The sequence below is a fragment of the Nocardia seriolae NBRC 15557 genome (assembly GCF_007990715.1).
In the GTDB taxonomy this organism is placed as follows: domain Bacteria; phylum Actinomycetota; class Actinomycetes; order Mycobacteriales; family Mycobacteriaceae; genus Nocardia; species Nocardia seriolae.
Genome location: NZ_BJWY01000059.1, coordinates 15,180 through 42,160 on the forward strand (window position 1 = coordinate 15,180; position 26,981 = coordinate 42,160).

Genomic DNA, 26,981 nt, shown 5'->3' on the forward strand with positions numbered 1-26,981 from the left:
CCCGCAGGTCCGGCTATGTTTTCACAGACGTAACCGACAAACAGGACAAGGCTCGCAGGATGGGGACGCACCGCGGACGCCAGCGGGCCAGCGCGACAACGGCATACACTTGCCACAGCACAGTCCAGCCCGCTGTGCGCGACCCGATGGTGAGGTGACGCGGATGGTGGCCGAAGCACGGGAACGTCAGGAGCCCTCGACAGTGGCAGTAACCGGCAACACCGCAGGCGAGCAGGATCACCCCGAACTGGACGTCCTACCCGACTGGCCGCTCGACACCATCGCGGTCCTGGTGACCACCGATCCCGCACCGCACGCCATCCCGGTCTCGTGGCCGGTGCGCGCCGGGGATCGGCGAATCCTGCTCAGCCTCAAGTCCGATCGCGGTTCGCTGGCGCGACTGCGGGAGCGGCCCCCGGTGGCGCTGCTGATCCTGGGCGGCGGCAATGTGGCGCTGTGCGCGCGCGGCACCGCCGAGGTGGTGGCCGACCCGCTGCCGGGCGCGGACGATTACGTGGCGGTGGAGCTGAAGGTCGAGGTGATCGACGATCACCGGCAGTCGGCATTCGCGGTGGCCACGGGAATTCAACGCACCGTCCTGGACGACTCCGAACTACGCTATCTGGAGCAACGGGTCGCGGTGCTCAAAGCCATGGCGGCCGACCGGAACTGAGTATCGAAGGAGACCGTGTGTCTGTCAGCTTGGCCAAGGGCGGAAATGTTTCACTGTCCAAACAGGCCCCGAACCTGACGAAGGTCTCGGTGGCGCTCGGCTGGGACGTACGCACCACCACCGGAGCCGATTACGACCTGGACGCCAGCGCCCTGGCCTGCGGCTCCAACCAGCGCGTGCTGTCCGACGCGCACTTCATCTTCTACAACAACCTGCGCTCCCCCGAGGGCACCATCGAGCACACCGGTGACAACCTCACCGGCGCGGGCGACGGCGACGACGAGGTGATCAATGTCGACCTGGCCGCCATGCCGCCGACCATCACCAATATCTTCTTCCCCGTCTCCATCCACGAGGCCGACACCCGCCGCCAGTCCTTCGGCCAGGTCCGCAATGCCTACATTCGCGTGATCGACGCCGCGACCGGCTCCGAGCTGGCCCGCTTCGACCTGTCCGAGGACGCCTCCACCGAGACCGCCATGGTCTTCGGCGAGCTCTACCGGCACGGTCCGGAATGGAAGTTCCGCGCCATCGGGCAGGGCTACGCCTCCGGCCTGGCCGGTATCGCCCGCGATTACGGCGTGAACGTTTGATCGTCGCCTTCTCGGTCTCCCCGCTCGGCGCCGGTGCGGATGTCGGCCGCGCCGTCGCCGAAGCGGTTCGTGTGGTGCGCGCCAGCGGGCTGCCCAATGAGACCAATGCCATGTTCACCACCGTCGAAGGTGAGTGGGACGAGGTGATGGCGGTGGTCAAGCAGGCCACCGATGCGATCCTGGCGGTGGCTCCCCGGTGCAGCCTCGTTCTCAAGGCCGACATCCGGCCCGGCGTCACGAATGCCATGACCGCCAAGGTCGAAACCGTGGAACGGTATCTCGCCGAGTAAGCCTCAGCCGATGCGCTGGCGGAGCCAGGTGGGGATTTCGTCGCCCGCGCGGGGGTAGGTGGCCAGTTCCCGGCGGCACTCGGCCGGATCCGGGAGCGGCAGCCAGTCGGGGATTTCCTTGAACGACAAGGTGAATTGGGCCTTGGTGGAGTCGGCGCGCAGGACCAGCTGGCCGCTGAGCCAGGTTCCGGTCATCTGGTCGTAGCAGACTTCCTTGAGGCGGTTGAGGAGCATGAGGATTTCCTCGGAGGGCTCCTGCTCGGTGGGATCCGCGTCGGGTGAGTCGAGTTGGACACCGGCGTGGCCGTCATCGCCCACCAGGGAGAACCAGAGGACGGCGGCACCCCAGTCGGCGGGCAGGATATCGGTCAGGGCACTGACCAAGGCGCTTTCGACCATGTCGCGGTCGGGCGAGCGCGGCGGGGCGGCGGGCGGCGGATCGGCGGGGGCGTCGTCGGCGGTGCTCACGATCAGGCCTGGGTGGTGCTCGCGCATGGATTCCACGACCTCGGGCACCGGCACCGGTAGTCGCTCGGCCACGATGAACAGCGGGCGGTCGGCATGGCGGCGGGCGACGACATCGCCGAGAGCCTGGACGCGGCCGCGGAATTCGGCGGGATCGCGCAGCACCACCTCGGCGAACAGCTCCGCGCGGCCGCCCTTGCGCAGGCGGCCGATGCCGAGGCGCACCCGGTCCACCTCGGTCCACGCCACGTGCGGGAACCCGCGATAGGTGAAGCCGTGATCGGTCATCAGCCGGGTCGGCTGCGGGCGGATCAGATCATCGGCCATGGCGTACACCCCGAAACCGAACAACGCCATGGCCAATCCGCCCAGCACCCGCATGACCGCTTGCTCATTACCGTCGAACACCACGAAACCGGGTAGCGCGGTCATCACCAGAAAGAAGACCAGCGCGATGACCGCACCCGTTCTCGACGGGTAGTACTCGGTGATCGATTCGCGCCCCGAAGCATGCACCCCTCAGACGCTAGCCCAAACGAGGCCGAGGCAACACCGCCGTTACCAGAACGCTCGCCAGTCCGCGGCGGTCAGCGCGCGCCGTTCACCCCGGGCGCTTTCCGCGGCATCCTCGGCGGCGCGGATGCGGGCCGCGAAGTCGAGAGTGGCCTTGCGCAACCGCTCTTCGGCACTGTCGGGCCCGCCCAGCTCCACCACCCGCAGCGCGTCCGGAACCAGGTCCTCGGGTAAACCGGCCTTGATACCGCGCGAGCGCACCTTCTCGGCCAGGGCCAGCGCGGGCTGCGCCATGGCGATGCCGTCCAGGCAGGACCGCCGCGCCTTCTCGGCGGATTTCCGCTCCTCCCAAGCCTTTTCCTGGGCAGCGATCTTGTCCGCCACGGCGGCGTCCGGATCGATGCCGTATTCGCCGAGTTCGGCGTGCAGGTGCGGACTGCGGTGCACCAGCTTGGCCACCAGCGCCGCCGCTACCTCGGCCACCGTGAATTCCCCTGCGGCCTCGGCGATCCGGGAATGGAACAGCACCTGCAACAGCAGATCCCCCAGCTCCTCCTTGATCGTCTCCGCGTCCTCGGCCTGAATGGCGTCGAGCAGCTCGTAGGTCTCCTCGAGCAGGTAGGGCCGCAGCGAATCGTGCGACTGCGTGACCTCCCACCCGCCGAAGTTCCACAGCCGATCCATCACGTCGACGGCCTCGCCGAGCGCCTCGGTCATGCGCGCGGTATCGGACGCGGCTTCCGTCGAGAGATCTTCGCCCGGGCTCATCGGGGGGCCAGGACCTCCGCGGCGACCTTCACATCCACTGCGCCCGGGGCCTTTCCGTCCAGGGCGAGCAGCAGATCCGCGACGAACTGGAGGACCTGGACGTCGCGGACGCGGGCCGCGCCGACACTGTCTTCCACGCGCGGCAGCGGGAGTTGCACGATGCCGGTCGCCGCGCGGTAGGTGGCGTTGGGGTAGAGGCGCTTGAGGCGCATCTGCTTCGAGTCCGGGAGTTGCAGGGGCGAGACCTTCAGAGTGGTTCCGGTGACGCCGATTTCGGCGATGGCGTATTCGCGGGCCAGGAGGCGGAGTTTGGCGACCGAGACCAGGCGGCCGACCTCGACCGGGAGCGGGCCGTAGCGGTCCACCAATTCCTCGACCACGGCCGAGAGGGCCGAATCGTCCTGGGCGGCGGCCAGTTTGCGGTAGCCCTCCAGGCGTAGGCGGTCGGAGGCGATGTAGTCGGGCGGGATGTGGGCGTCGACGGGGAGGTCGATGCGGACCTCCTTGACCTCTTCGTCCACGGTGATCGGCCGGCCGTCGGCGGCGGCCCGGTAGGCCTCCACCGCCTCGCCGACCAGACGGACGTAGAGGTCGAAGCCGACACCGGCGACGTGGCCGGACTGTTCCGCGCCGAGCACGTTACCCGCGCCGCGAATCTCCAAGTCCTTCATGGCGACCGCCATACCCGCGCCCAGATCGGAGTTCTGCGAGATGGTGGCGAGGCGGTCGTAGGCGGTCTCGGTGAGCGGCTTCTCCGGCGGGTACAGGAAGTAGGCGTAGCCGCGCTCGCGGGACCGGCCGACGCGGCCGCGCAGCTGGTGCAGCTGCGAAAGCCCCAGGGAGTCGGCGCGTTCCACGATGAGGGTGTTCGCGTTCGAGATATCGAGGCCGGTTTCGATGATGGTGGTACACACCAGCACGTCGAATTCCCGCTCCCAGAAGCCCTGCACGGTCTTCTCGAGCATGTCCTCGTTCATCTGACCGTGCGCGACCACCACTCGCGCCTCCGGCACCAGGTCGCGAATCCGCTTGGCCGCCTTGTCGATCGAGGCCACCCGATTGTGCACGTAGAACACCTGGCCGTCGCGCAGCAGCTCACGGCGGACGGCGGCGGCGACCTGCTTGTCGTTGTACGCGCCCACGTAGGTGAGCACCGGATGCCGTTCCTCGGGCGGGGTGAGGATGGTCGACATCTCGCGGATACCGGCCAGCGACATTTCCAGGGTGCGCGGAATCGGCGTGGCGGACATGGTCAGCACGTCCACGTGCGTGCGCAGCGCCTTGATATGTTCCTTGTGCTCGACGCCGAAGCGCTGCTCCTCGTCGATGATGACCAGGCCCAGATCCTTCCAGCGGACCCCGGTCTGCAGCAGCCGGTGGGTGCCGACCACGATGTCGACGTCCTTGGACGTCATGCCCTCCAGGATCTCCCGCGATTCGGCCGGATCGGTGAAGCGGGACAGGCCCTTCACCACCACCGGGAATCCGGCCATGCGCTCGGTGAAGGTCTGCAGATGCTGTTGCGCCAGCAGCGTGGTCGGCACCAGCACCGCCACCTGCTTGCCGTCCTGCACCGCCTTGAACGCGGCCCGCACCGCGATCTCGGTCTTGCCGTAGCCGACGTCGCCGCAGATGACGCGGTCCATCGGGACCGCCTTCTCCATATCGGATTTCACCTCGGCGATGGCCGAGAGCTGGTCGACGGTCTCGGTGAACGCGAAGGCGTCCTCCATCTCCTGCTGCCACGGGGTGTCCGGGGCGAAGGCGTGGCCGGGCGCGGCCTGGCGGGCGGCGTAGAGCTGCACCAGCTCGGTGGCGATCTCGCGAACCGCCTTGCGCGCCTTGCGCTTCGTATTGGCCCAGTCGGAACCGCCCAGCTTGGACAGCGACGGCATCTCGCCGCCGACGTAGCGGGAGAGCTGATCGAGGGAGTCCATCGGCACGAACAGCCGGTCCCCGGGCTGGCCGCGCTTGCCCGGCGCGTACTCGATGACCAGGTACTCGCGCCGCGCCCCGGCGATGGTGCGCTCGATCATCTCCACGAAGCGCCCGATGCCGTGCTGATCGTGCACCACCATGTCCCCGGCGGTGAGCGCGAGCGGATCGACCTGGTTGCGCCGCTTGGCGGGCAGCTTCTTGCCCTCGCCGGGCGCGGTGACCCGGTTGCCGGTGAGATCGGATTCGGCGATCACCACGAGCTTGGATTCATCGAAGACGACGCCGTCGTGCAGCGAACCGCACAACACGGCGACGACGCCCGGCTGCGGCTCGGCCCCGGCCTCGAGTGCCGTCGCGGGCACCTCGGCATCGGCGAGCCGCTCCAGAATGCGTTGCGCCGTACCGTGACCGGCCACCACGATGGCCGCCCGGCCGCCGGTGGCGACGTGCGCGCGCAGCGAGGCGAAGATGGTGGCGACCAGTTCCTCGGAGCCGCGCGCGGAGGCGGCGGCCAGCACGGGCAGCGCGATCTCGTCCGGATGGTCGGCAGCCAGCGGGCTCAGCGTCCACCAGGGCAGGCCGCGGCGTTCGGCGTCGGCGTGCACGACGTCCAGACCGCGGTAGCCGGAGGCGGCCAGGTCGAGTCCGTGCGCGCCCAGCGGCGCGGCCCCACCGAAGGACGCCGCCGTCCACGACGCCTCCAGGAACTCTTCCCCGGTGCGCACCAGGTCGGCGGCGCGGGTGCGGACCTTCTCCGGATCGCACAGCAGCACATGGGTTTCCGCGGGCAGCACGTCGACGAGCAGCTGAAGTTCGCCCGGTTGCAGCACGGGCAGCAGAGCTTCCATGCCCTCCACGGGAATGCCCTCGGAGATCTTCTCCAGCATTTCCACCAGGGCGGCATCGGCCGCGTTCTCGGCGGCCACCTGCGCGGCGCGCTCGCGAAGCGCGGTGGTGAGCAACAGTTCCCGGCACGGCGGCGCGACCACCAGATCGATCGGCACCTCGTGGATCGAGCGCTGATCCTGCACCGAGAAGGCGCGCAGCTCGGAGACCTCGTCGCCCCAGAACTCCACGCGCACCGGATGATCCGCGGTCGGCGGGAACAGGTCCAGAATGCCGCCGCGCACCGCGAACTCCCCGCGCTTGCCGACCATGTCGACCCGCTCGTAGGCGAATTCCACCAGCCGCGTGAGCAATTCGTCGAAGTCGAATTCCGCGCCGGGGCGCAGCACGACGGGCTCGATATCGCCCAGCCCGGCCGCCATCGGCTGCATGAGCGAACGCACCGTGGTGACCACGACGCGCAGCGGTCCGGTGGAGCCCGGGTCGTCGGGATGCGCGAGCCGTCGCAGCACCTGCAACCGGCGGCCCACGGTGTCCGCGCCCGGCGAGAGCCGCTCGTGCGGCAGCGTCTCCCAGGACGGGAACAGCGCGACGGTGTCGCCGAGGATCTCGGTCAGCTCCACGGTCAGATCGTCGGCCTCGCGCCCGGTCGCCGTCACCACCAGCAGCGGCCGCTGTCCGGCGATGGTCGAGGCCACGAACGGCCGCACCGCCGAGGGCGCGACCAGCATGGCCGACTTCCGCCCGACCAGGCTCCTGACCTGCTCGAGAGCAGCGTCGGCACCGGCCACCGCAGCCAGGCCAGCCAGAGGTGGACGATGGGTGGTCATGGGGCAGACTCCTCGGCGCGGATCAGCGTTTCAGACGGCCGTTCGAGTCTAGTGCCGCCCGACGACAACCCGCGCACCCCCACATCCCTGAACAACCGCTCCAAGTTCGCGGCCCGGCTCGGTCTGGACTGACGGAGCGGGGGAGCGAAGCGGAGGAGCGGAGGAGGGAAGACCGAGCTTGCAGGGCCGCGAACCCGCCCGGAGCGAAGCGGAGGGCCAATGTCACTGCACGTAGCGCCGCAGGCGGCGGGCGGCGAATTCGCGGAAGTACGCCACCTTCTCATCCGGCACGATGCTCGGCAGCAGGAAGTACCAGGCCCGTTCCATCCGGGTCGCCATCTGATCGATGGATTCGGTGCTGACCGCGACGATGTGGACGCCGGTGGTCATCTCCTGCAGCAGCAGGCCGATGGTGTCGGGATCCAGGTCGGCCTTCAGATCGCCCTGGGCAATGGCGCGTTCGGCGAGCAAACGGTGCGTCTCGCCCCACGTCTTGGCGATATTGTCGCCGGTCGCGCCGCGGTAGTCGCCGATCTGATGGGTCAGCTTCAGCATCGCGCCGACCATCGGATCGTTCATCGTCAGATCCGCCACCACGTAGGTGATCCCGATGCACGCCTCCAGCGCGGGCACCCGCGGATCGAAGAAGCCCTGGCAGGCGCTGATCAGTCGCTCGTTGCCCTGATCGACGACGGCGCGGGCCAGTTCCTCCTTGGAGCCGAAGTGAAAGTACAAGGCGCCCTTGGTCACATTCGACTGCGCGATGATCTCGGACAGGGACGCGTTCGCGTAACCCAGTCGCAGAAAGACATCCGCCGCACCCGCGAGCACGGAATCGCGAGTGATCTCCGCACGCGCTTGCCTAGCCATCAGAGCCGCCTGTCATCAAACCAGCCATCCTGAAGTAGACCGATATCCCGAAGTTGACCGACATCACAGTTCGAACAGCACTCGAAGGATGGGTGAACCGTACCACCCGGCTGCGCACCGCCAGCCGATTCGAGCATTCGGCCCGTCCTCCTTCGCAATTCGCTGGTTAACTGTCCAGTTCTGCCCCGCTAGGACAGACATACCAGACCAAAATTCAGACCGCGGGGTTCTATAACCCCTTGCCGCTCGGCCATTCCGACGCCAGCACGGGGTCCGCCTCCAGATGCGTGAGGCCGTTCCAGCACAGATTCACCAGGTGCGCGGCCACCACTTCCTTGGACGGCTGGCGCTCGTCCAGCCACCAGGTCGCCGCCGTCGCAACCATTCCCACCAGCGCCTGCCCGTACAGCGTCGCCAGATTCGGATCCAGCCCGCGGCGCTCGAAATCCCCGGCCAGAATGTGGGCCACCTGATTCACGGCCTCGTTCAGCAGGCTCGAATACGTGCCCTCGGCCGCGGACACCGGCTGATCCCGCATCAGGATCCGGAACCCGTCGGTGCGCTCCTCCATATAGGTGAGCAACGCCAGCGCCACCTGTTCGAGCCGCACCCGCGACCGGTTCTGGCTGAGCGAGGCGGTGATCATCTCCAGCAAAGTGGACATCTCGCGATCGACGACAACCGCGTACAGCCCTTCCTTGCCGCCGAAGTGTTCGTACACCACCGGTTTCGACACCTGCGCCCGCGCCGCGATCTCCTCTATCGAGGTGGCGTCGTACCCGCGCTCCGCGAACAGCGCCCGCCCGATCTCGATGAGCTGCTGACGGCGCTGGGTACCGGTCATGCGCGCCCGCGCCGGCCTCGGCCCCTCGCCACCGGTCATTGCCCACCTGCCCTTTCGCCCTCCCCCGAGCGTCTTCGCAGGGGGTGCGGGGCAGTCTGCCGCCGCGCTTTCGTAGGTAGCCTATCGACAGACACGTTCGAATCTGTGTAAGCGGTTCGACGTTGGGGGGTACTTCATGCGAGGATCAGACCCGCATGACGCTGCAATCCGCCGTGGTGTAATGGCAGCACAACTGATTTTGGTTCAGTTTGTCCAGGTTCGAGTCCTGGCGGCGGAGCTCGCGAGCAGGGCCGTATCGTTGGCCCCGCATATTGCTTTCCAGCACACGATGACCGGCAGCCGAGGGAGATCCATGCCACAGCAGACCGCCGTCGTCGTTCTCGCCGCCGGAGCCGGAACCCGAATGCGGTCCAAGACACCCAAGGTGTTGCACCCGCTCGCCGGTCGGAGCATGCTCGCGCACGCGTTGCATGCCGCGCACGAGATCGACCCGACGTCGCTCATCACCGTGATCGGCCACGACCGCGAAGCGGTGGGCGACGCGGTCGGCAAGGTGGGCGCGGAACTGGGGCGCCAGATCACCCTGGCGGTGCAGGAGGAACAGCGCGGCACCGGTCACGCCGTACAGTGCGCGCTCAGCTCACTCCCCGACGATTTCGCGGGCAACGTCCTGGTCACCTACGCCGATGTGCCGCTGCTGGACGGGCACACCCTCAACGCGCTGCTCGACGAGCACAACAGCTATTCCGACGGATCCGCCGTCACCGTACTGACTGTCGAGCCCGAGGACCCCAACGGCTACGGCCGCATCGTCCGCGACGCCGACGGTCGCATGATGGAGATCGTCGAGCACGCCGACGCCACCCCGGAGCAGGCCGCCATCACCGAGGTCAACTCCGGCGTCTACGTCTTCGACGCGTCCGTGCTGCGAATCATGATCTCCCGCATCGATACCGCCAACGCCCGCCATGAGCTCTACCTCACCGATGTGCTCAAGCTGGCCCGCGAGGCCGGGCATCCGGTGCACGGCGCGCGGCTGGTCGACCACGCCAAGGTCACCGGCGTGAACGACCGGGTGCAGCTGGCCGGGGCGGCCCACACCCTCAACCGCTACATCCTGGAACGGCACATGCGCGCCGGGGTCACCATCATCGATCCGGGCACCACCTGGATCGACGGCAATGTGGTGATCGGCCGCGACGCGATCATCCGCCCGGGCGTACAGCTGTTGGGCGACACCGTGATCGGCGAGGACGCCGAGATCGGACCGGACTGCACGCTCACCGACGTCACCGTCGGCGACGGCGCGAAGGTGATCCGCACCCACGGTGAGAAGTCGAGCATCGGCCCGGGCGCGAATGTCGGCCCCTTCGCCTACCTGCGGCCGGGCACCTCGCTGGGCGAGAAGGGCAAGATCGGCACCTTCGTCGAGACCAAGAACGCCACCATCGGCACCGGCTCCAAGGTCCCGCACCTCACCTACGTGGGCGACGCCACCATCGGCGAGTACAGCAATATCGGCGCGTCCAGCGTTTTCGTCAATTACGACGGAGTCAAGAAGCACCACACCATCGTTGGCTCGCACGTGCGCACCGGCAGCGACAATATGTTCGTCGCCCCGGTCACCGTGGGTGACGGCGCGTACTCCGGAGCGGGTACTGTACTGCGCAGAAATGTTCCACCGGGAGCGCTCGCGGTGTCGGGTGGAGCACAGCGCAACCTTGAAGGCTGGGTGCAGCGCAATCGCCCCGGCACCGATGCTGCCCGCGCGGCCGAAGCGGCCCTCGCGGCAATCCCGGATCTGCCGGGAACCACCGAGATATCCAACGAGCAAAAGGATGGCGAACGTCAGTGACCGCGTTCTCTACCGATAACCAGAAGAATCTGATGCTGTTCTCGGGGCGCGCTCATCCAGAGCTCGCCGAGGCGGTGGCCAAGGAACTCAACGTCCACGTCACTCCCCAGACCGCCCGCGACTTCGCGAACGGTGAGACCTTCGTCCGGTTCGAGGAATCGGTCCGCGGCTCCGACGCCTTCGTGCTGCAGAGCTTCCCGGCCCCGCTGAACCAGTGGGTCATGGAGCACCTGATCATGATCGACGCGCTCAAGCGCGGTTCGGCCAAGCGCATCACCTCGGTGCTGCCGTTCTACCCCTACGCCCGCCAGGACAAGAAGCACCGCGGCCGCGAGCCCATCTCGGCTCGCCTGATCGCCGACCTGCTCAAGACCGCGGGCGCGGACCGGATCATCACCATCGACCTGCACACCGATCAGATCCAGGGCTTCTTCGACGGCCCGGTCGATCACATGCACGCGCAGGTGCAGCTGGCCGAGCACATCCGCAACAACTACGACCTGCACAACATCACGGTCGTCTCCCCCGACGCCGGCCGCGTGAAGGTCGCCGAGAAGTGGGCCAACTCGCTGGCGGACGCGCCGATGGCCTTCATCCACAAGACCCGCGACCCGCTGGTCCCCAACCAGACCGTGTCCAACCGCGTGGTCGGTGAGGTCGAGGGCCGCACCTGCATCCTGATCGACGACATGATCGACACCGGCGGCACCATCGCCGGCGCGGTCAAGGTGCTCAAGGAGGCTGGCGCGGGCGACGTGGTCATCGCCGCCACCCACGGCATCCTGTCGGCTCCGGCCGCCGAGCGGCTCGCGAGCTGCGGGGCCAAGGAGGGCGTGGTGACCAACACCCTGCCGATCGACGAGTCCAAGAAGTTCCCGACGCTGACCGTGCTCTCGATCGCCCCGCTGCTGGCCCAGACCATCCGCGAGGTGTTCGAAAACGGTTCCGTCACCGGGCTTTTCAACGGGAACGCGTAACCGGCTCGAAAATAGCTCCCGAAGGCCCCCGCCGCACCGCGGCAGGGGCTTTCGTCATGAATGGGCGACAATGGATGTCCGTTTTGCTGGCCAGGCGGTAGCGTTGGACCCGGACGCTGGGTTTGCTACTGGTGCGCTGATAGCGCGGAGAGGTGGTGCCGAATGGCCGACCGGCCCGACGAGGACGACGCCCGGCTGATGGACGAGGTCTTCGACACCGATCAGGTCTTCGACGGCGATGTCGACAACCTCGACTACGACCTCGGCGACGACGACCAGGAAGACGAGATCCGCGAGTACGAGCGGTTCATCAGCGATCCGCCCGAGGACCTCGTCATCCGCAATCGCGAGAACGACGACACCGGCCGCCTGGGCATCGGGGCCGAGCTGGATCAGGAGTGGACGCGGCGGCGGCGACGCGAGGAGTACGGCTCCGAGGACGACCGGCCCGCCGAGGTCGCGGCCATGGATATCGTGGACGAACCGGGCGACTAGCCCGGGGTCGCCGTTCACCACACCGGGGCCATGCCGAACACTGATTGACCATGACCGCATTCACCGGATTCCCACTCGCCGGACTCGACTTCTACGAGGACCTGGAAGCCGACAACTCCAAGGCCTTCTGGAACGCCCACAAGCAGGTGTGGGAGTCCTCGGTGCGGGATCCGATGAAAGCCCTTGTCGCCGAGCTGGAACCGGACTTCGGGGCGGCCAAGATCTTCCGGCCGTACCGGGACGTGCGCTTCGCCAAGGACAAGTCGCCCTATAAGAACCATCAGGGCGCGGTGGTGTACTCCGCGCAGTATTCCGGCTGGTACGTGCAGATCGGGGCGGCCGGGCTGCGGGTGGCGGGCGGCATGTACGCCGCCTCGCCCGCCCAGCTGACCGCGCTGCGGGCGGCCATCGACGACGAGGTGCGCGGGGCCGAGCTGGAAGGGCTCATCGCGGAGCTCGAGTCGAACGGGTATGCCATCGGCGGGGACAAGCTGGCCACCAAGCCCAAGGGCTACGACCTCGAGCATCCGCGCATCGACCTGCTCCGGCACAAATCCCTCACGGCCGGAAAGGATTTCGGTGCGCCCAAGTGGCTGAGCACGCCCCGCGCCGCCCGGGAGATCCGGGCGGCGTGGGAGCAGATGCGGCCGCTCATCGAGTGGCTGGCCGCGGTGACCGACCAGAAGTAGCCCGGCTCAACGCCGTTCGGCGAGCACCAGGGCGAAGCGGTGGTCGGGGTCGGTCCAGACCCGCTCGGTGGTGAAACCGGCCGCGTCCAGCTCGCTTTCGAGTACCTCGCGCCGGAACTTGGCCGAGATCTCGGTGCGCAGTTGCTCACCGGCGGCGAACTCGACGGTCAGGTCGAGCTCGGCGATGCGGACCGTCATGGCCTCGGTGGCCTCCAGTCGCATCTCGATCCACTCGTGCTCGCCGTCCCAGATGGCGACGTGCGCGAACTTCTCCGGATCGAAGTTCGCGCCCAGCCGGGCATTGAGCACGTGCAGCACATTGCGATTGAACTCGGCGGTGACACCGGCGGCATCGTCGTAGGCGGGCACCAGCACCGCCGGATCGATGACCAGGCCCGCGCCGAGCAGCAGTTGCTCACCCGGCTCCAGCACATCCCGGATGCCGCCGAGGAATTCGGCTCGCTCGGCCGGAACCAGGTTGCCGATGGTGCCGCCCAGGAACGCGACCATGCGCCGGCCACCACCGGGCAGATTGTCCAGCGTGGCCGTGAAATCGCTGACCACGCCGTGCACGGTCAGCCCCGGAAACTCCGACGCCACCTCGTCGGCCGCCATGCGCAGCGCGGAAACGGAAACATCCTGCGGCACATAGGTCTTCAACAATCCATCGGCCGTCAGGGCATTCAACAGCAGCCGGGTCTTGGTCGCCGACCCCGCCCCCAGCTCCACGAGCACCGCGGCCCGCGCGATCCCGGCGATCTCGCCCACCACCCGCTCCAGCAGCGCCCGCTCGGTCCGAGTCGGGTAGTACTCCGGCAGCTCGGTGATCTTCTCGAACAGCTCGCTCCCCCGAGCGTCGTAGAACCACTTGGGCGGCAACCACTTCGGCTCCGCCGTCAGCCCGCGCCGCACGTCCTCCCGCAACGCCTCGGTCAAATCCGCATCCGTGAGGTGAATCTCCACCGTAACCGTACTCATGAACCAGCCCTTCCGATCTCGATATCCAGCGGCCCCACCGAAACCCGCCCGCCCCGCACCCGCACCAACCGCCGATCAGCAACCGGCCGCCACCGCGGATCGTCATCGAACGGTTCCGAGGCCACCACTACGAACCCGTCGGCCTCCGAAACCGACAAAGAGTGATGCCAGGTCGTCCCCCAAACCCCAACCCCATCCCCCAGCAACAAGTTCAGCCGAGCCTTCGGCGACCGCTTCAACACCGCCGCCATCACCAGCCGCAGCGCCTCCCCCGGATCCATGCCCGAAGGCGACTCCGAATCCCGGCCCTCAGAGCTGGATCCGGTCGCGCCGGCCGCCCCGGTGACGTCTCCGGCCGCCCACCCCCAGGCCCGAACCTCCGGCGGCGCACCGGAAGTCGAGCTCACGTGAACCGCCGACCCGAACGTGACCGTGGTGGAGAACCCGTGCGGCGGTTCCGCGACATTGCCTTCGAGCAGCCCCCGCAGGATCACCCAGAGCGCGGCGGAGTCGGTGAGGGACTCGGCCTCGAGCAGCGGGGGCGAATCGAATTCGGCCGCAACCTCACTCAGCACACGCCGCCAGTCGGGGATCGCGCCGTTGTGGCTGAAAGCCCAGCGGCCGTGGGTGAACGGCGCGCAGGCCGCTCGCTCCACCGGCATTCCGACCGTCGCCGAACGGATCGCGGCCAGCACCGCCGTGGAGTGAATCTGCGGGAGTACTTCGTCCACCGCCGGATCCGTCCAGATCGGGGCGGCGTTGCGGTAGCGGCTGACCACGAGTTCTGCGATGGGAGTGGGGGTTTCCGCGGAGTCTCGGGGTGCGCCGCCGTGCCAGATGACGCCCGGGCCGTGGTCGGGGGTGGCGGCGTCGGGGTGGTGCCACCAGGCGACGCCGAAGCCGTCGGCATTGATGGTGCCGCCGCCTCGCATTTCGCTGGGAGCCCAGGATTGGGTTCGCAGCGAGTGCGGGCCCCGGGTCAGCAAGCTTCCTACCGGGGTCGGCGGGCCGAGGTAGGCCAGGTGGCGGCACATCAGCGTGCGTCCGGGGTGAGGTCTCCGGCCAGGCGGAAGCCGGAGAAGATCTGTCGGCGGATGGGGTGGTCCCAGTTGCGGAAGGTGCCTCGGGAGGCGACCTGGTCGGCGCCGAAGGAGCCGCCGCGCAGGACTCGGTAGTCGCCGCCGAAGAAGACTTCGGAGTATTCGCGGTAGGGGAAGGCTCGGAAGCCGGGGTAGGCCTCGAAGCCGGAGGAGGTCCACTCCCAGACGTCGCCGATCAGCTGGTGGACGCCCGCCGGGGACGCGCCCGCCGGATAGGCACCGACGTCGGCCGGTTCCAGGTGGTGCTGGCCGAGATTCGCGAGCGAATCGGTGGGATCGGCATCGCCCCAAGGGTATCGGCGGGAGCGGCCGGTGGCGGGGTCGAAGCGGGCCGCCTTCTCCCATTCGGCCTCGGTGGGGAGGCGTTTGCCCGCCCAGGTCGCGTACGCCTCGGCTTCGAAGAAGCAGACATGGACCACCGGCTGGTGGGCGCGCAGCGGCTGCATGGTGCCGAAAACCCGTCGCCACCAACGGCCTCCGCCGTCCTGCTCCCAGAACTGTGGCGCGGTCAGCCCGGCTTCGACGCGATGCGCCCAGCCGCGTTGGGACCACAGTTCGGGGCGCTCGTAGCCGCCGTCGTCGAGGAAGGCGAGGTACTGCTCGTTGGTGATGGGCGCGGCGTCGATGGCGAAGGCGTCGACGTGGACGGGATGCGCGGGGCGCTCATTGTCCAGCGCCCAGGGGTCGGCGTCGGTGCCCATGATGAATTCGCCTGCGGGAATGACGACTTCGCCGGTGACCGCCACCCGCGCGGGCGGGGTGGGCGGCGCGGACAGCACCGCCTCGCCGGAGCGCAGCTGGTGGGTGGCCAGCATGGTCTCGTCGTGCTGCTGCTCGTGCTGGGCGATCATGCCGAAGGCGAAGCCGTCCCGAACGAGATCACCGCCGCGTAATGGGCTGTGGTCCAGCACATCCAGCACCTTTTCGCGCACCGTGCCGACGTACGCACGCGCCTGCGTGGGATCCAGCAGCGGCAGTGCGGGCCGATCGGCGCGCGCGTGCTTGAAGGCGTCGTAGAGGTGATCGATGTCCTGCCGCACGGGCTCCCGCCCGCCGACATCGCGCACCAGCCACAGTTCTTCCTGGTTCCCGATGTGCGCGAGGTCCCAGACCAGCGGACTCATGATCCGCGAGTGCTGGGCGACCAGTTCCGCCTCGTCGAGGCATTCGGTCAGCCCGATGGTCCGCCGCCGGGCCCGCTCGAGCGTGTCGGCGATGCGCTCGCGCAGCCGCTCGGTCTCCGTCAGATCCGATCCCGGCGAATGCTGAATAGTCATGAGAGAACTCCCGATTCGTGGAGAAGGCGCGCCGAGACCGCACCCGGGGCGCCGAAGTTCGACAAGCGCAGCGGGTGCTGCCCCGGCCGGTGCATCCCGCCTACGCGGGCGATACGGCCGAGGTGGAATGTCATGCGCCGCCTCCGGATTCACCCGCGACGGGCGGGCATCCGCTGCGACATCGATCGGTGGCGGCGGCCAGCTCCTTGGCGGCCTCGGGGGTGGCAGCGTTCGCGGTGGCCAGATCGAGCAAGGCCACCGCGGCGGACCGCAGCTCCGGATCGGCCAGCCCCAGGCGCGCGGCCTCCGACCACAGATGCGCGGTCGATGCCGCCGACTCCATTGCCTCCGTGATGGTTCCGGGGCTGGACAGCAGCGCTTCGAAGGCGTGCACCGGCACCGACCACCCGTCTCCCGGCTGTGCGTCGAGGTACCGCACCTCGAGGTGGCCGGCCGCGCGGACCGGCGGGAACAACGTGGTGAGGTGGTAGTCCAGATCGGCCCGGTCGGGACGGCGGCCGATCTCCTCGTCCAGTGCCCCGCACAGCCAGTCGGCGAAGGTGGCCCCCGGCGGAGCCGACCAATCGGCCGCCTCGGAACGGATGCACAGCAGCGGCACGTCCAGCGCCCAGCGCGCGTACCCGGCAATGGGATCGGCCCAGTCGTGCACGGGCGGCCGGGTACGTAGCTGGTCGAGCCGCTGCCAGGCCCGCATGCGCTGCGACGCCCAATCCCCCGGCGGGGCGGTGTGCAGGCCGGGCGAACAGGCGAACGCGGCCAGCAGTGCCGGGCCGATGGCGTACAGCACCCGCCAGCGGGCCGCGACCTCGGCGGGATTCGCCCCCGCGTCGACGCTGACCTGCGTGGCCGCGGTATTGCACATCATCAGCGCGCCGAAGGGCCCGATACCGGCGAAGGATCGCTCCATGGCCCGGTACCGCGGCAGTTGCAGCACGCGCAGCGGCCGCCGGGTGGCGTCGGCCGCGGCGGAAAAGGTTCGGATGGCGCGGGATTCGAGCAGCTCCCGCAGCAGGATCGCGTCTGCCCGCAAGCGCTCGCACAATTCGGCGGCGGAGCCGAACGGGGCACTGGACAGTTCGATCTGACCGCCGGGTTCGAGGGTGACCCGGCTGCCTCCCGGCAACGGAACGGCCGGGGAATCGGGGGAAATGGACCGTGGCGCATACGGCCCGAGGGCGTCCGCGAGGACCGTGAGATCCGGACGCGAGTTGGATGCCGAAAGTTCACCTTGCGCGGTGAGCCACTCCAGTTCGGCACCGATGAGCAGCGGTGGGCCCTGTTTGAAGCAAACTTTGCCGATATAAGCCTCGGCGGCGGCGCGTGAGGAGAACTCGCCGCCCGGCTCCGATTCGGCCAGGCCACTGCGCAGCACATCGGCGGGTGACGCTGTGACAGCCATTGCCAACCTCCGTCTGATGCGATCGCCGCTGAGGATCATGACGGCGACCCAAACCAGAGTAGCGACCACCTATGACAACAAATCTGACGAAATGGAGAACACACCAACCGTTATCGTCGCATCGTGCAAAGAAAAACCGCCATGCTGGAAATCGCGGGGCTACGGGCCGATACGCCCGGTTGTGAAAATCAGGTATTTCTCGACAGTGCGGGCTCCTCCTTGCCCCCGCGCATCGTCGTCGACACCACCATCGCTCACCTGCGCCGCGAGGCCGAGATCGGTGGCTATCGGGCCGCGAACGAGCGCATCGACGACCTGCACGCCGTCCGCACGGCCATCGCCGAATTGATCAACGCCGACCCGGCCGCCCTCGCCCTCAGCGACAGCGCCAGCCGTTCGTGGAGCGATTTCTTCTACTCGATCCCGCTCGCGCCCGGCGACCGCATCCTGATCTCCGGCGCGGATTACGGCAGCAATGCCATCGCCGCCCTGCAGCGCGCCCGCGCGACCGGCGCAACCGTCGAGGCAATCCCCAGCGACTCCAGCGGCCAGCTCGATCTCGACGCGCTCGAAGCCATGCTGGACGAGCGCGTGAAACTGGTGTCGCTGGTTCATGTTCCGACCAATGGCGGCCTGGTGAACCCGGTCGCCGAGGCCGCCCGCCTGGCCCATCGGGTGGGCGCGGTGGTGCTGCTGGACGCCTGCCAGTCGGCCGGGCAACTGCCCCTCGATGTCGCCGAGCTCGAAGTGGACGCCATGTCCGCGACCGGCCGCAAATGGCTGCGCGGCCCACGCGGCACCGGCTTCCTCTACGTCCGCCCCGAGCTGGCCCTGAGCCTGGAACCCACCCGTCTGGACCTGCACAGCGCCGAGTGGACCGCCCCCGACGACTACGTGCTGGCCCCCGACGCCACCCGCTTCGAATTCTGGGAGCACAGCGTGGCCGCCCGCCTCGGCCTGGGCACGGCCGTGCGCTACCTGCTCGACCTCGGCCCGGCACAGGTCTACGCGGCCGTGGCCGAGCGCGCCGAGTACCTGCGCAAGGCGCTGCAGGAGATTCCGGGCGTGGACGTGCGCGACCGCGGCACTCAGCACGCGGGCATCGTGTCCTTCACCGTGGACGGCCTGGAACCGGTCCGGGTTCGCGACCGGCTGGCGGCCGAGAACATCACCGTCACGGTCAGCTTCCGCGGCTCGACCCTGCTGGACATGTCCGCGCGCGAACTGAACTCGGTGGTGCGCGCCTCCCCGCACTGCTTCGTCAGCTTCGAGGACCTCGATCGCTTCATCGGGAAGGTCGCAACCCTCGCATAACCGGCCGCATTGGTCCGAAACGGTTAACAGCCTTCACCACTCGCGGGATATTTGTGGTGCTGGTTCTGCGCTCGAGGAGTCCATCGTGAGCCGCTTCACCGACGAAATGTATGCCACCGCCCGCGTCTCTCGCCGGGGGCTGGTGACCGGGGAACCGGACGCGCCGGTGCGGCACGAATGGGGTGAGATCCACGAGGTAGCCCGCGCCATGGCGGGCGGTCTGGCCGCGGCGGGCATCGGCCCGGGCGACGCGGTGGGGGTGCTGGCCGGCATGCCGGTCGATATCGCGCCCGCCTGCCAGGCGGTGTGGATGCGCGGGGCCTCGATCACCATGCTGCACCAGCCCACCCCGCGCACCGATCTGGCGGTGTGGACCCACGACACCGAGACCGTGCTGGACATGATCGAGGCGCGCGCGGTGATCCTGGGCGCACCCTTCGAGATCGCGGAACCGCTGCTGCGCGAACGCGGTATCGCGGTCATCACCATCGACGCCATGCGCGCCGGCTCCCCCATCGATCCGGTGCCGACCGGCGAGGACGATATCGCCCTGCAGCAGTTGACCTCCGGCTCCACCGGCTCGCCCAAGGCGGTGCGGATCACGCACGGCAACTTCTTCGTCAATGCCTACGCCATGTTCGACCGGGTGAAGTTCCAGCTCGACGACGATGTGATGATCAGCTGGCTGCCACTGTTCCACGATATGGGCATGGTCGGATTTTTATCCGTCCCAATGCAATTCGGCGCGGAAGTGGTGTGCGTGACGCCACTGGACTTCCTGACCCGCCCGATCCTGTGGGCCGAGCTCATCTCGAAATACCGCGGAACCGTCACCGCCGCACCGAATTTCGCCTACTCGCTGCTGGCCCGCCGCCTGCGCAATGCCGAGGACGGCGCGGTCGATCTGAGCAGTGTCCGCTACATGTGGAACGGCGCGGAGCCCGTGGACGCCGACACCATGGATACCCTGGCGGAGGCGGGAAAACGCTTCGGCCTCAACCCCATGTCGCTCACCCCGGTCTACGGCATGGCCGAAACCACGCTCGCCGTGTCCATTCCGGATCCGGGCCTGGGCCAGATCCTCGATATCGTCGACGCCGACCTGCTCGAGGCACTCGGCAAGGCCGTCCCGGTCCGCCATCCCGAGCATCATCACGGCGGTGTGCGCCGCCTGCCCACGCTGGGCTACCTGGTCGACAATCTGGAGGGCCGGGTGGTCGACGCCGAGCATCAGCCGCTCCCCGTCCGCAGCGTCGGTGTCATCGAATTGCGCGGTCCGGCGGTCACTTCCGGCTATGTCACCGTCGACGGCTTCCGCCCGGCCCAGGACCGTGACGGCTGGCTCGACACCGGCGACATCGGCTACTTCACCGACGATGGCCTGGTGGTCGTCTGCGGCCGCATCAAGGACGTCATCATCATGGCGGGCCGCAATATCTACCCGACCGATATCGAACGAGCGGCCCTGCGCGTCAAGGGCGTTCGCCCCGGCAATGCGGTGGCCGTGCGGCTGGACGCGGGCCAGAAACGCGAAAGCTTCGCCGTGGTGGTCGAATCCAACGATCACCAGAATCCGGACGAGGTCCACCGCATCGAGCACGACATCGTGCACGCCGTGTTCAGCGAGGTGGGCGTCCGCCCGCGCAGCGTCACCGTGCTGGGCCCGGGCGCGCTGCCCAAGACCTCCTCGGGCAAGCTGCGCCGCTCGGCCACGGCGACCCAGCTGCCGTAGCGCTATTCCGTTCCGGCGACCAGTACTTCGAGGGTCAGCTTCGGCATTTCCTTGGCGATGTACTGCAACCGCCACTTGTCGCTGAACAGCGCCAGGATCGCGCCGTCGGTGCGGGTGAACACCTCCACACCACGCTGACGGCTGAGCTCCTCGGCCGATTCCGCGTCGGTGCGCCGCGCCAGCTGGAACGGCAGGAAGTCGAGCTGGGTCTCGACATTGAACTCGGATTGCATTCGGGCCGTGACGACTTCGAACTGCATGGGGCCGACCGCGGCCAGCACCGGCGACTGATCGCCGCGGGCGTCATTGCGCAGCACCTGCACCACGCCCTCGGAATCGAGCTGATCCATGGCCTTGCGGAACTGCTTGTACTTGTCCGCGGTCTTGGCGCGCAGGGACGCGAAATGCTCCGGTGCGAAGGACGGAATCGGCGGGAACTCGACCTTCTTGTCCACGAACAGCGTGTGCCCCGGAGCCAGCGCGGTCGCGTTGACCAGACCGACCACATCGCCCGGATACGCCGTATCCACGGTCGTCCGCTCGCGGCCGAACACGGTCAGCGCGTACTTGGTGGCGAAGGGCCGCCCGGTCTGCGCGTGGGTCACCACCATGCCGCGCTCGAACTCACCGGACACGATGCGCATGAACGCCAGCCGGTCGCGGTGCGCGGTGTCCATCCCGGCCTGCACCTTGAAGATGACGGCGCTGAACGGCGCGGTGATCTCGCGCGGATTGCCGTTGTTGTCCTTGCGGGGCCGCGGCGGCGGCGCGAGCTCGACGAGCGTCTCGAGGATCTGGCGCACACCGAAATTCAGCATGGCCGAGGCGTAGATGACCGGCGAGGTGTGCCCGGCCAGGAACAGTTCCTGATCGTGGTCCTGCCCGGCGGCCGAGAGCAGTTCGCTCTCCTCGGCGGCAGTGGTCCACGCCTCGCCCTCGCGCTCGGCGCCCTGCTCGGGGGAGTAGTGCTCCTCGGGGGCGATGGTCGCGCCGCCCGCGGTGCGGGTGAAGTGGATGTATTCGGTGGCCGCGCCCTCTTCGCCGCGGCGCAGCAGGCCGCGGAAGTCACCGGCGATACCGACCGGCAGGAACAGCGGGGTCGGAGTCAGCCCGATGCGCTCGACGATCTCGTCCAGCAGTTCGAGCGGGGCCTGGCCCGGCCGGTCCCACTTGTTGATGACGGTGATGACCGGAATCCCGCGATCGCGCGCGACCTGGAAGAGCTTGAGCGTCTGCGGTTCCAGGCCCTTGGCGGCGTCGATGAGCATGACCGCCGCGTCGACCGCGGTCAGCACGCGGTAGGTGTCCTCGGAGAAGTCGGAGTGGCCCGGGGTGTCCACCAGATTGATGACGCAGTCCCCATATTCGAACTGCAGCGCGGTGGAGCTGACCGAGATACCGCGCGCCTTCTCCATTTCCATCCAGTCGGACACGGTCGACTTGCGTCCGGCCTTGCCGTGAATGGCGCCCGCCTTGGAGATCACCTTCGCGTGCAGCGCCAGGGCCTCGGTGAGCGTGGATTTACCGGCGTCCGGATGGGAGATCACCGCGAAGGTGCGCCGCCGCGCCGCCTCGTCGGCCAGCCGCCCGGCGGTAGCTGAGGTCGCGCTGGCAGTCGGGGAACTCACGGGGGACTCCTTTTGTGCGGACGAGGCAACCGCCCCAGGGTACGCGACCAGCCCGTGAGCCAGAACGGCCGGTTGTCCGAATACACCGGGGATCCGGACAACCGGCGAGCCGGGAATCAGCTGACGGCCGCGCCCGCACCGCTGGAGCTCGCGCCCGGCAGGCCGGAGCCGAGGCCCTTCAGCAGATTGTTGAGCAGCGAGCCCATCGAGCTCGCGCTACCGGTCCCGATGGTCGACGGGGAGGTCGTCGTGGTGGTGGGCGGCGTGGTGGTCGGCGGGCAGTCGTTGCCGGTGGTGGCGACGGCGGAGGGGGCGGCGAGGGCGATGGCGGTGGAGATGGCGGCGATACCCGCGGCACCCATTCCGGCCCGACGAATGTTCTTCATACAACTGTTCCTAACTCGGAAGAATTGATGCGAAACGATAATGCTTCAGAATTAGGGAAACAAGCCCTACGAGCCCTCGATATGCCGGGCCACAGCCGCCGCGACCAGCCCTTCGACATCAGCACCCGGCGCGATCGCCTCGATGCTGCGATTGGCGACCACCACGGCGATGCCGTGCACCTGCGTCCACAGGCTCAGCGCGCGTTCACCGGACGGATCCGGCACGCACTCCGCGACGAGTTCGCGCCAGCGCGCGAACATCGGCAGCGTCGTGGTCACCCGCCGGTTCTCCCCCGCGCCCTCGAGCAGATCGTGGCGGAACATGAGGGTGAACATTTCCGGCCGCGCGGTCGCGAATTCCACATCGCCTTCGGCCGCCCGCGCTATTTCCAGCCCGCCGATCAGCAGGCCGTGCGTCGCGCCACCGATGAACTCATGGCCGATCTCGTCCGCCGCTCGGGCCGCCCCTATGTCGATTGCTACGCGGCCACTTTCAAGCAGCAGGCCGCGTAAACGAAAAACGGCGGTTCCCTCGGGAACCGGCCGCCTGATTTCGATTCAGCTGACCCGCGAGTACGCGCTCGCCCCACCGAACGCGCCGGAGATCAACGGAATCAACGACTCCGCGCTGCCGGTGCTGGTCGAGGCCGCGGTGACGGTGACGTCCACCGGGCCGACGGCCTGGCCGCCGCTGCTGAGGGTGACCGAGATGCGGTGGGTGCCCGCGGCCGACGGGGTCCAGTAGATGGCGGCCGAGGTGCTGGTGCCCGACGGGGTGGCGGTGCCCAGCCCCACCGTGTTGGAACCGGTGGTGTCGAACACGGCCGCGGTGACGCCGGGCGACCCGGTGACGACGGTGATGGTGTAGGTCGTGCCGACCGCGTAGTTACTGCCCGAAACGGTCAGACCATTGGCGGTGGTGTCCGCGGCGGCGAACGGGGCGGCGACGGCGACGGTGGCGGAGATCGCGGCAATGCCCGCGGCGCCCAAGCTCACCCTGCGGAGGTTCGTCATGAATCTGTTCCTAACTTGGAGCGTAATTCCTTAGGATGCAAGCCATTCCCTGAACCCCGGGCAGCATCCGAAACGGAAGTATGTCAGATTGTCCGGAAAAAGATCAGGTAATCGCGCGCATTGTTCTGACCGGGGGTGACCCTCGACAGGGGGTGGCGCAAAGCCGTTCCGGCCGCATGTTAGAGTCTTCAGGTTGTCTCGGCGAGGGTGCGGCACCCAAACTGCCCACCGTGATCGACGCGGCTCGGCCCATTCGGCCGTCCATGTTCGGTTGTCGCCGACGAGCAGACCAACCTCAGCCAGGGCGGCCCCGTCGCCTGGCGACCCGCTGACATTACAGCCCGGACGAGCCGTAGGAGTAGACAATCATGTCCGACGCCAGCCTTCTCGAAGCCACCGTTCGCACCGAGTTCGGCAAGGGCGCTGCCCGCCGCACCCGCCGCGACGGCAATGTTCCCGCCGTGCTGTACGGCCACAACGAGGAGCCGCAGCACCTGTCCGTGAACGCCCAGGCCTTCGCCGCCATCCTGCGTGAGCACGGCACCAACGCCGTCCTCAACCTGGACATCGCGGGCAAGAAGCAGCTGGCGCTGACCAAGTCGGTCGTCGTCCACCCGATCCGCCGCTACATCGAGCACGCCGACCTGCTGATCGTGCGTCGTGGCGAGAAGATCACCGCCGACGTGCACGTCACCCTGGTCGGCGACGCCGCCTCGGGCACCCTGGTCACCCAGGAGGCCACCACCCTCTCCATCGAGGTCGAGGCCCTGCACATCCCCGAGTCGATCGAGATCTCCATCGAGGGCGCCGAGGCCGGCACTCAGATCCTCGCGGGCGCCATCGCGCTGCCGAAGGGCGCCACCCTGGCCGGCGACGCCGAGGCCCTGATCGTCAACATCATCGCCGCCCCGGCCGCCGCCGCCGAGGAAGCCGCTTCCGAAGAAGCTGCCGCCGAGTAATTCTCTACTCCCCTAACGGTTTTCAATGACCGAGGCAACCGCCGGGCCCACGCTCGTGGTCGGTCTGGGTAATCCCGGATCCGAATACGAGCGCACCCGGCACAATGTCGGTTTCATGGTCGCCGATGTGCTCGCGGAGCGCGTCGGCGGCCGTTTCACCGTGCACAAGAAGTCCGGCGCGGATCTGCTCGAGGCCCGCCTGGACGGGCGCAAGGTGCTGTTGGCCAAGCCGCGCACCTACATGAACCTGTCCGGGCGGCCCGTCGCGGCGCTGGCCAAATTCTTCTCCGTCCCCGCCACCGAGGTGATCGTCGTCCACGACGAACTCGACCTCCCGTTCGGAGCCGTCCGGCTCAAGCGCGGCGGCGGCGAGGGCGGGCACAACGGGCTGCGGTCGATCTCGCAGGCCCTCACCACCAAGGACTATCTGCGCGTCCGCTTCGGGATCGGACGGCCGCCGGGGCGGCAGGATCCGGCGGATTTCGTGCTGAAGCCCTTCGCCGCGCCGGAGCGCAAAGAGGTTCCGGTGATCGTGGAACAGGCCGCGGACGCGGTCGAACTGCTGCTGCGCGTGGGTCTGGAGACCGCGCAGAATCAATTGCACTGACGCGCAAGAAATTTCAGCGCGAATTCACGCTCACCCGAGCGTGCCGGAGCCGTCCGAGCTGGGTTCGATGCGCGGCGAGTCCGCCGGATCGCGGGCGATCAGCCCCCAGCGGCTCGAGGTCAGGCGCAGACTCGGCAGATCCGAGAGCGAGAGCACGACCTCGTAGGTGCGCTCGTATCCGGTATGAGCGATTCGCCATTGCCCGTCATCGCATCGCACGTAGCGGTCGCTGTAGAAAGCGGCCCCCCGCAGCAGCATATTGTGGCCCGGGATCAGCACCTTGTCGGCCAGGTACCAGGTCCCGGTCGCCTCGTCGCCGTCCACGTCGATTTCCGGATGGTCGCAACGGTGTTCGGTGATGACGTGCGGACCCAGGGTGTTGCGCATGAAGGCCAGGAAGGCGTCGCGCGATTCGAACTGGAGGTACTCGCTGTAGGTGGCGGTGGCCTCCGGAATCATGGTGTCGGCGAACTCGTCCCACGCCTTGGTGTCCAACGCGCGTAGGTAGCGGAACTTCAGCCGGCTGATCGCGGCGACGGCATCGGAATCCATACCGTCCACAATCCCATCAGGTATACGAAACCTTCAGGGATCGGCACAGATTTGTACCGGATCGCTATCAGCCCGGTACACAGGGACGGAGGCACGGGAGCACCGGCCCCCCGAAAGTTCCCGGGCTATCCGTTGATGGTGAAGCAGGTGTTGCAGAAATCCTCGCCGAACTCGGTCAGTCGCAGACTCTTTCGCACGATCTTGGGCACCCGCCCCGCCTTCTTGAGCGCCTCCTCGACCACCGGCTGCACCTCGAGCACCATGTAGCGCGACAGGATGACCGGATCCTCGGAGGTCATGGTCAGGCCCAGGCGGTTCAGGTTGATCAGGTAGTGCCGGGCCCGGTCCGGGTAGCGGACGCCGGACTGCTCGGGCACCGAGGTGAGGTCGCCCGCGACCAGCTCCGAGCCGATGCCCAGGGGCCGGTTGGTGCGCACGTCCACCGACGGCTGCGGCCCCTGCAGGGCCATGAACCGCAGGATGCGCGCCTCGTCCGGTGCGAGCTGATCGAGGATGCGGTCGTAGGCCGGGTGCACGTCCTCGGTGAAGTAGACGTCGGCCGAGCGCGCCAGCAGCGCGTCGCCGCGACGGCGCAGCTCGTCATTGGTGGCCGAGCGCATCAGCCCGGTGGCGATGGCCTGCTGCGGCTGCCCCATGGGAGTCGGTACGTAGCTGACGATCTCGCGCACCGACCCCTCGGTGACGCCCAGCGCGCTGCGCGCGATGGATCGCAGCGCCGCCCCCGTGCGCTCGGCGATATCGGCCGAGGATTCGCCGTCCAGCGCGGCCTGGGTCAGCTGTTTGGTGATCTCGAAGCTGGTGCCGACCGCCCACTCGGTCCCGCGCACCGCGGTGCCGACCGCCAGCCCAGCCGCCCGGAATGCCCCTCGGATCAGGCGGGCCTCATTGCTGATCTGCCGCTTCTCCACATCCGAACTGCGTTCCACGGCACGAGGTCCCGGCCGGGTCACGTCCTGCCCCGGGATCCTGTCTTCCGCCACGTCCATCTCCGAATATCGCCAGGTGAACCTAATCGTCCACAGATTATTGCCCCCGACGGACCTTCAGGCATGTTGAACCCGCAAGCCAGACGAAGGTTACCCCAGTCAACGCGCACCGCCGAACGACGCACATGACCCCCAACACAACCCGCACGAGGCACGATATGGATGTGGTCCCCGCCATTCTCGTGGTCCCATCGAGTCAGAGGAACATCGAGCCCGGTCACTGTGACCGAGATCTCCGACTCAGACACTCCGTGGCTGGACTCGTTTCCTTAATAGCCAGTAAGGTCCGAATCGCCGATGGGGTAGTCAACGCCGACGGCGGTGCGTTGCGGGTCGGCAGGAGGGTGTCGTGCTAGTGTCC

27 protein-coding genes and 1 tRNA gene are annotated in these 26,981 nt (G+C 68.1%); 13 read left to right on the plus strand and 15 right to left on the minus strand.

Annotation, left to right across the window (positions count from 1 at the left end; genetic code table 11):
- The first annotated feature begins 163 nt into the window (after positions 1-163).
- Genes NS2_RS18780 through NS2_RS18790 form a run of 3 tightly spaced genes read left to right on the plus strand, consistent with a single transcriptional unit; the run spans position 164 to position 1,556 of the window.
- Entirely contained in the window at positions 164-673 is a 510-nt protein-coding gene (locus NS2_RS18780) for a pyridoxamine 5'-phosphate oxidase family protein (RefSeq protein ID WP_228102654.1), read from the plus strand.
- A 17-nt stretch (positions 674-690) separates the two neighbouring features.
- Positions 691-1,266: a TerD family protein gene (locus NS2_RS18785; RefSeq protein ID WP_033088786.1), complete on the plus strand. Its 576-nt coding sequence runs from the start codon at positions 691-693 to the stop codon at positions 1,264-1,266.
- A complete protein-coding gene (locus tag NS2_RS18790) occupies positions 1,263-1,556 on the plus strand; it encodes an MTH1187 family thiamine-binding protein (protein ID WP_033088785.1) in 294 nt (97 codons plus the stop codon). Before NS2_RS18785 ends, NS2_RS18790 begins: the two co-directional genes overlap by 4 nt.
- 3 nt (positions 1,557-1,559) lie before the next feature.
- Here the strand turns inward: NS2_RS18790 and NS2_RS18795 are convergent, their stop codons facing one another.
- From NS2_RS18795 to NS2_RS18815, 5 genes are all read right to left on the minus strand, one after another.
- A complete protein-coding gene (locus tag NS2_RS18795; RefSeq protein WP_033088784.1) occupies positions 1,560-2,537 on the minus strand; it encodes a hypothetical protein in 978 nt (325 codons plus the stop codon).
- Positions 2,538-2,579: 42 nt separating this feature from the next.
- Positions 2,580-3,302, minus strand: a complete 723-nt coding sequence (locus NS2_RS18800; protein WP_033088783.1) for a nucleoside triphosphate pyrophosphohydrolase — start codon at positions 3,300-3,302, stop codon at positions 2,580-2,582.
- On the minus strand, positions 3,299-6,916 hold the full coding sequence (gene mfd, locus NS2_RS18805) for a transcription-repair coupling factor (protein WP_033088782.1): 3,618 nt from the start codon (positions 6,914-6,916) through the stop codon (positions 3,299-3,301). Before mfd ends, NS2_RS18800 begins: the two co-directional genes overlap by 4 nt.
- 222 nt (positions 6,917-7,138) lie before the next feature.
- Complete coding sequence (locus NS2_RS18810; protein ID WP_036546290.1) at positions 7,139-7,786, minus strand: TetR family transcriptional regulator; 648 nt, start codon at positions 7,784-7,786, stop codon at positions 7,139-7,141.
- A gap of 229 nt (positions 7,787-8,015) precedes the next feature.
- Entirely contained in the window at positions 8,016-8,630 is a 615-nt protein-coding gene (locus NS2_RS18815; RefSeq protein WP_033088780.1) for a TetR/AcrR family transcriptional regulator, read from the minus strand.
- 206 nt (positions 8,631-8,836) lie between these two features.
- On the opposite strand from NS2_RS18815, the gene NS2_RS18820 reads away from it, so the two are divergent.
- From NS2_RS18820 to NS2_RS18840, 5 genes are all read left to right on the plus strand, one after another.
- Positions 8,837-8,907 (plus strand) — tRNA-Gln (locus NS2_RS18820).
- Positions 8,908-8,982: 75 nt separating this feature from the next.
- On the plus strand, positions 8,983-10,485 hold the full coding sequence (glmU, locus tag NS2_RS18825; RefSeq protein ID WP_147207232.1) for a bifunctional UDP-N-acetylglucosamine diphosphorylase/glucosamine-1-phosphate N-acetyltransferase GlmU: 1,503 nt from the start codon (positions 8,983-8,985) through the stop codon (positions 10,483-10,485).
- Positions 10,482-11,462, plus strand: a complete 981-nt coding sequence (locus NS2_RS18830; RefSeq protein WP_033088778.1) for a ribose-phosphate diphosphokinase — start codon at positions 10,482-10,484, stop codon at positions 11,460-11,462. Before glmU ends, NS2_RS18830 begins: the two co-directional genes overlap by 4 nt.
- Positions 11,463-11,624: 162 nt before the next feature.
- On the plus strand, positions 11,625-11,957 hold the full coding sequence (locus NS2_RS18835; protein ID WP_033088777.1) for a hypothetical protein: 333 nt from the start codon (positions 11,625-11,627) through the stop codon (positions 11,955-11,957).
- Positions 11,958-12,007: 50 nt separating this feature from the next.
- Complete coding sequence (locus NS2_RS18840) at positions 12,008-12,646, plus strand: DUF2461 domain-containing protein (RefSeq protein ID WP_071343586.1); 639 nt, start codon at positions 12,008-12,010, stop codon at positions 12,644-12,646.
- Between the two features lie 6 nt (positions 12,647-12,652).
- On the opposite strand, the gene egtD is transcribed toward NS2_RS18840, so the two are convergent.
- The 4 genes from egtD to egtA form a co-directional block, all read right to left on the minus strand.
- Positions 12,653-13,624 (minus strand): L-histidine N(alpha)-methyltransferase, encoded by a 972-nt coding sequence (egtD, locus tag NS2_RS18845; protein WP_033088775.1) that lies wholly within the window; start codon positions 13,622-13,624, stop codon positions 12,653-12,655.
- Complete coding sequence (locus tag NS2_RS38240; protein ID WP_033088774.1) at positions 13,621-14,658, minus strand: class II glutamine amidotransferase domain-containing protein; 1,038 nt, start codon at positions 14,656-14,658, stop codon at positions 13,621-13,623. Before NS2_RS38240 ends, egtD begins: the two co-directional genes overlap by 4 nt.
- On the minus strand, positions 14,658-16,001 hold the full coding sequence (gene egtB, locus NS2_RS18855) for an ergothioneine biosynthesis protein EgtB (protein WP_033088773.1): 1,344 nt from the start codon (positions 15,999-16,001) through the stop codon (positions 14,658-14,660). The genes NS2_RS38240 and egtB overlap by 1 nt, the downstream gene beginning before the upstream one ends.
- A 130-nt stretch (positions 16,002-16,131) precedes the next feature.
- Complete coding sequence (egtA, locus tag NS2_RS18860; RefSeq protein ID WP_081986025.1) at positions 16,132-17,421, minus strand: ergothioneine biosynthesis glutamate--cysteine ligase EgtA; 1,290 nt, start codon at positions 17,419-17,421, stop codon at positions 16,132-16,134.
- Positions 17,422-17,562: 141 nt separating this feature from the next.
- On the opposite strand from egtA, the gene NS2_RS18865 reads away from it, so the two are divergent.
- Complete coding sequence (locus NS2_RS18865) at positions 17,563-18,735, plus strand: aminotransferase class V-fold PLP-dependent enzyme (RefSeq protein ID WP_033088772.1); 1,173 nt, start codon at positions 17,563-17,565, stop codon at positions 18,733-18,735.
- Between the two features lie 85 nt (positions 18,736-18,820).
- On the plus strand, positions 18,821-20,467 hold the full coding sequence (locus NS2_RS18870; protein WP_033088771.1) for a fatty acyl-AMP ligase: 1,647 nt from the start codon (positions 18,821-18,823) through the stop codon (positions 20,465-20,467).
- Positions 20,468-20,469: 2 nt separating this feature from the next.
- Here NS2_RS18870 and NS2_RS18875 read toward each other — a convergent pair whose 3' ends face one another.
- From NS2_RS18875 to NS2_RS18885, 3 genes are all read right to left on the minus strand, one after another.
- Positions 20,470-22,095 (minus strand): peptide chain release factor 3, encoded by a 1,626-nt coding sequence (locus NS2_RS18875; RefSeq protein ID WP_033088770.1) that lies wholly within the window; start codon positions 22,093-22,095, stop codon positions 20,470-20,472.
- 116 nt (positions 22,096-22,211) lie between these two features.
- Positions 22,212-22,481, minus strand: coding sequence for a hypothetical protein (locus NS2_RS18880; RefSeq protein WP_036546312.1), 270 nt, complete (start codon positions 22,479-22,481; stop codon positions 22,212-22,214).
- Positions 22,482-22,547: 66 nt separating this feature from the next.
- On the minus strand, positions 22,548-22,805 hold the full coding sequence (locus NS2_RS18885) for a hypothetical protein (protein WP_052486697.1): 258 nt from the start codon (positions 22,803-22,805) through the stop codon (positions 22,548-22,550).
- Here NS2_RS18885 and NS2_RS18890 point away from each other — a divergent pair.
- Positions 22,794-22,994 (plus strand): hypothetical protein, encoded by a 201-nt coding sequence (locus NS2_RS18890; protein ID WP_045438184.1) that lies wholly within the window; start codon positions 22,794-22,796, stop codon positions 22,992-22,994. The genes NS2_RS18885 and NS2_RS18890 overlap by 12 nt on opposite strands.
- A gap of 45 nt (positions 22,995-23,039) precedes the next feature.
- On the opposite strand, the gene NS2_RS18895 is transcribed toward NS2_RS18890, so the two are convergent.
- Complete coding sequence (locus NS2_RS18895; RefSeq protein ID WP_052086617.1) at positions 23,040-23,477, minus strand: hypothetical protein; 438 nt, start codon at positions 23,475-23,477, stop codon at positions 23,040-23,042.
- 386 nt (positions 23,478-23,863) lie between these two features.
- Between NS2_RS18895 and NS2_RS18900 the strand changes: the two genes are divergently transcribed.
- Positions 23,864-24,454: a 50S ribosomal protein L25/general stress protein Ctc gene (locus NS2_RS18900; protein ID WP_033088767.1), complete on the plus strand. Its 591-nt coding sequence runs from the start codon at positions 23,864-23,866 to the stop codon at positions 24,452-24,454.
- A 25-nt stretch (positions 24,455-24,479) separates the two neighbouring features.
- Positions 24,480-25,061, plus strand: a complete 582-nt coding sequence (pth, locus tag NS2_RS18905) for an aminoacyl-tRNA hydrolase (RefSeq protein WP_033088766.1) — start codon at positions 24,480-24,482, stop codon at positions 25,059-25,061.
- Positions 25,062-25,091: 30 nt separating this feature from the next.
- Here pth and NS2_RS18910 read toward each other — a convergent pair whose 3' ends face one another.
- Together NS2_RS18910 and NS2_RS37625 are read right to left on the minus strand one after the other, a co-directional pair.
- Entirely contained in the window at positions 25,092-25,613 is a 522-nt protein-coding gene (locus tag NS2_RS18910; RefSeq protein ID WP_033088765.1) for a nuclear transport factor 2 family protein, read from the minus strand.
- Positions 25,614-25,738: 125 nt separating this feature from the next.
- Complete coding sequence (locus NS2_RS37625) at positions 25,739-26,620, minus strand: DUF4393 domain-containing protein (RefSeq protein WP_082062658.1); 882 nt, start codon at positions 26,618-26,620, stop codon at positions 25,739-25,741.
- Positions 26,621-26,981 lie beyond the last annotated feature (361 nt).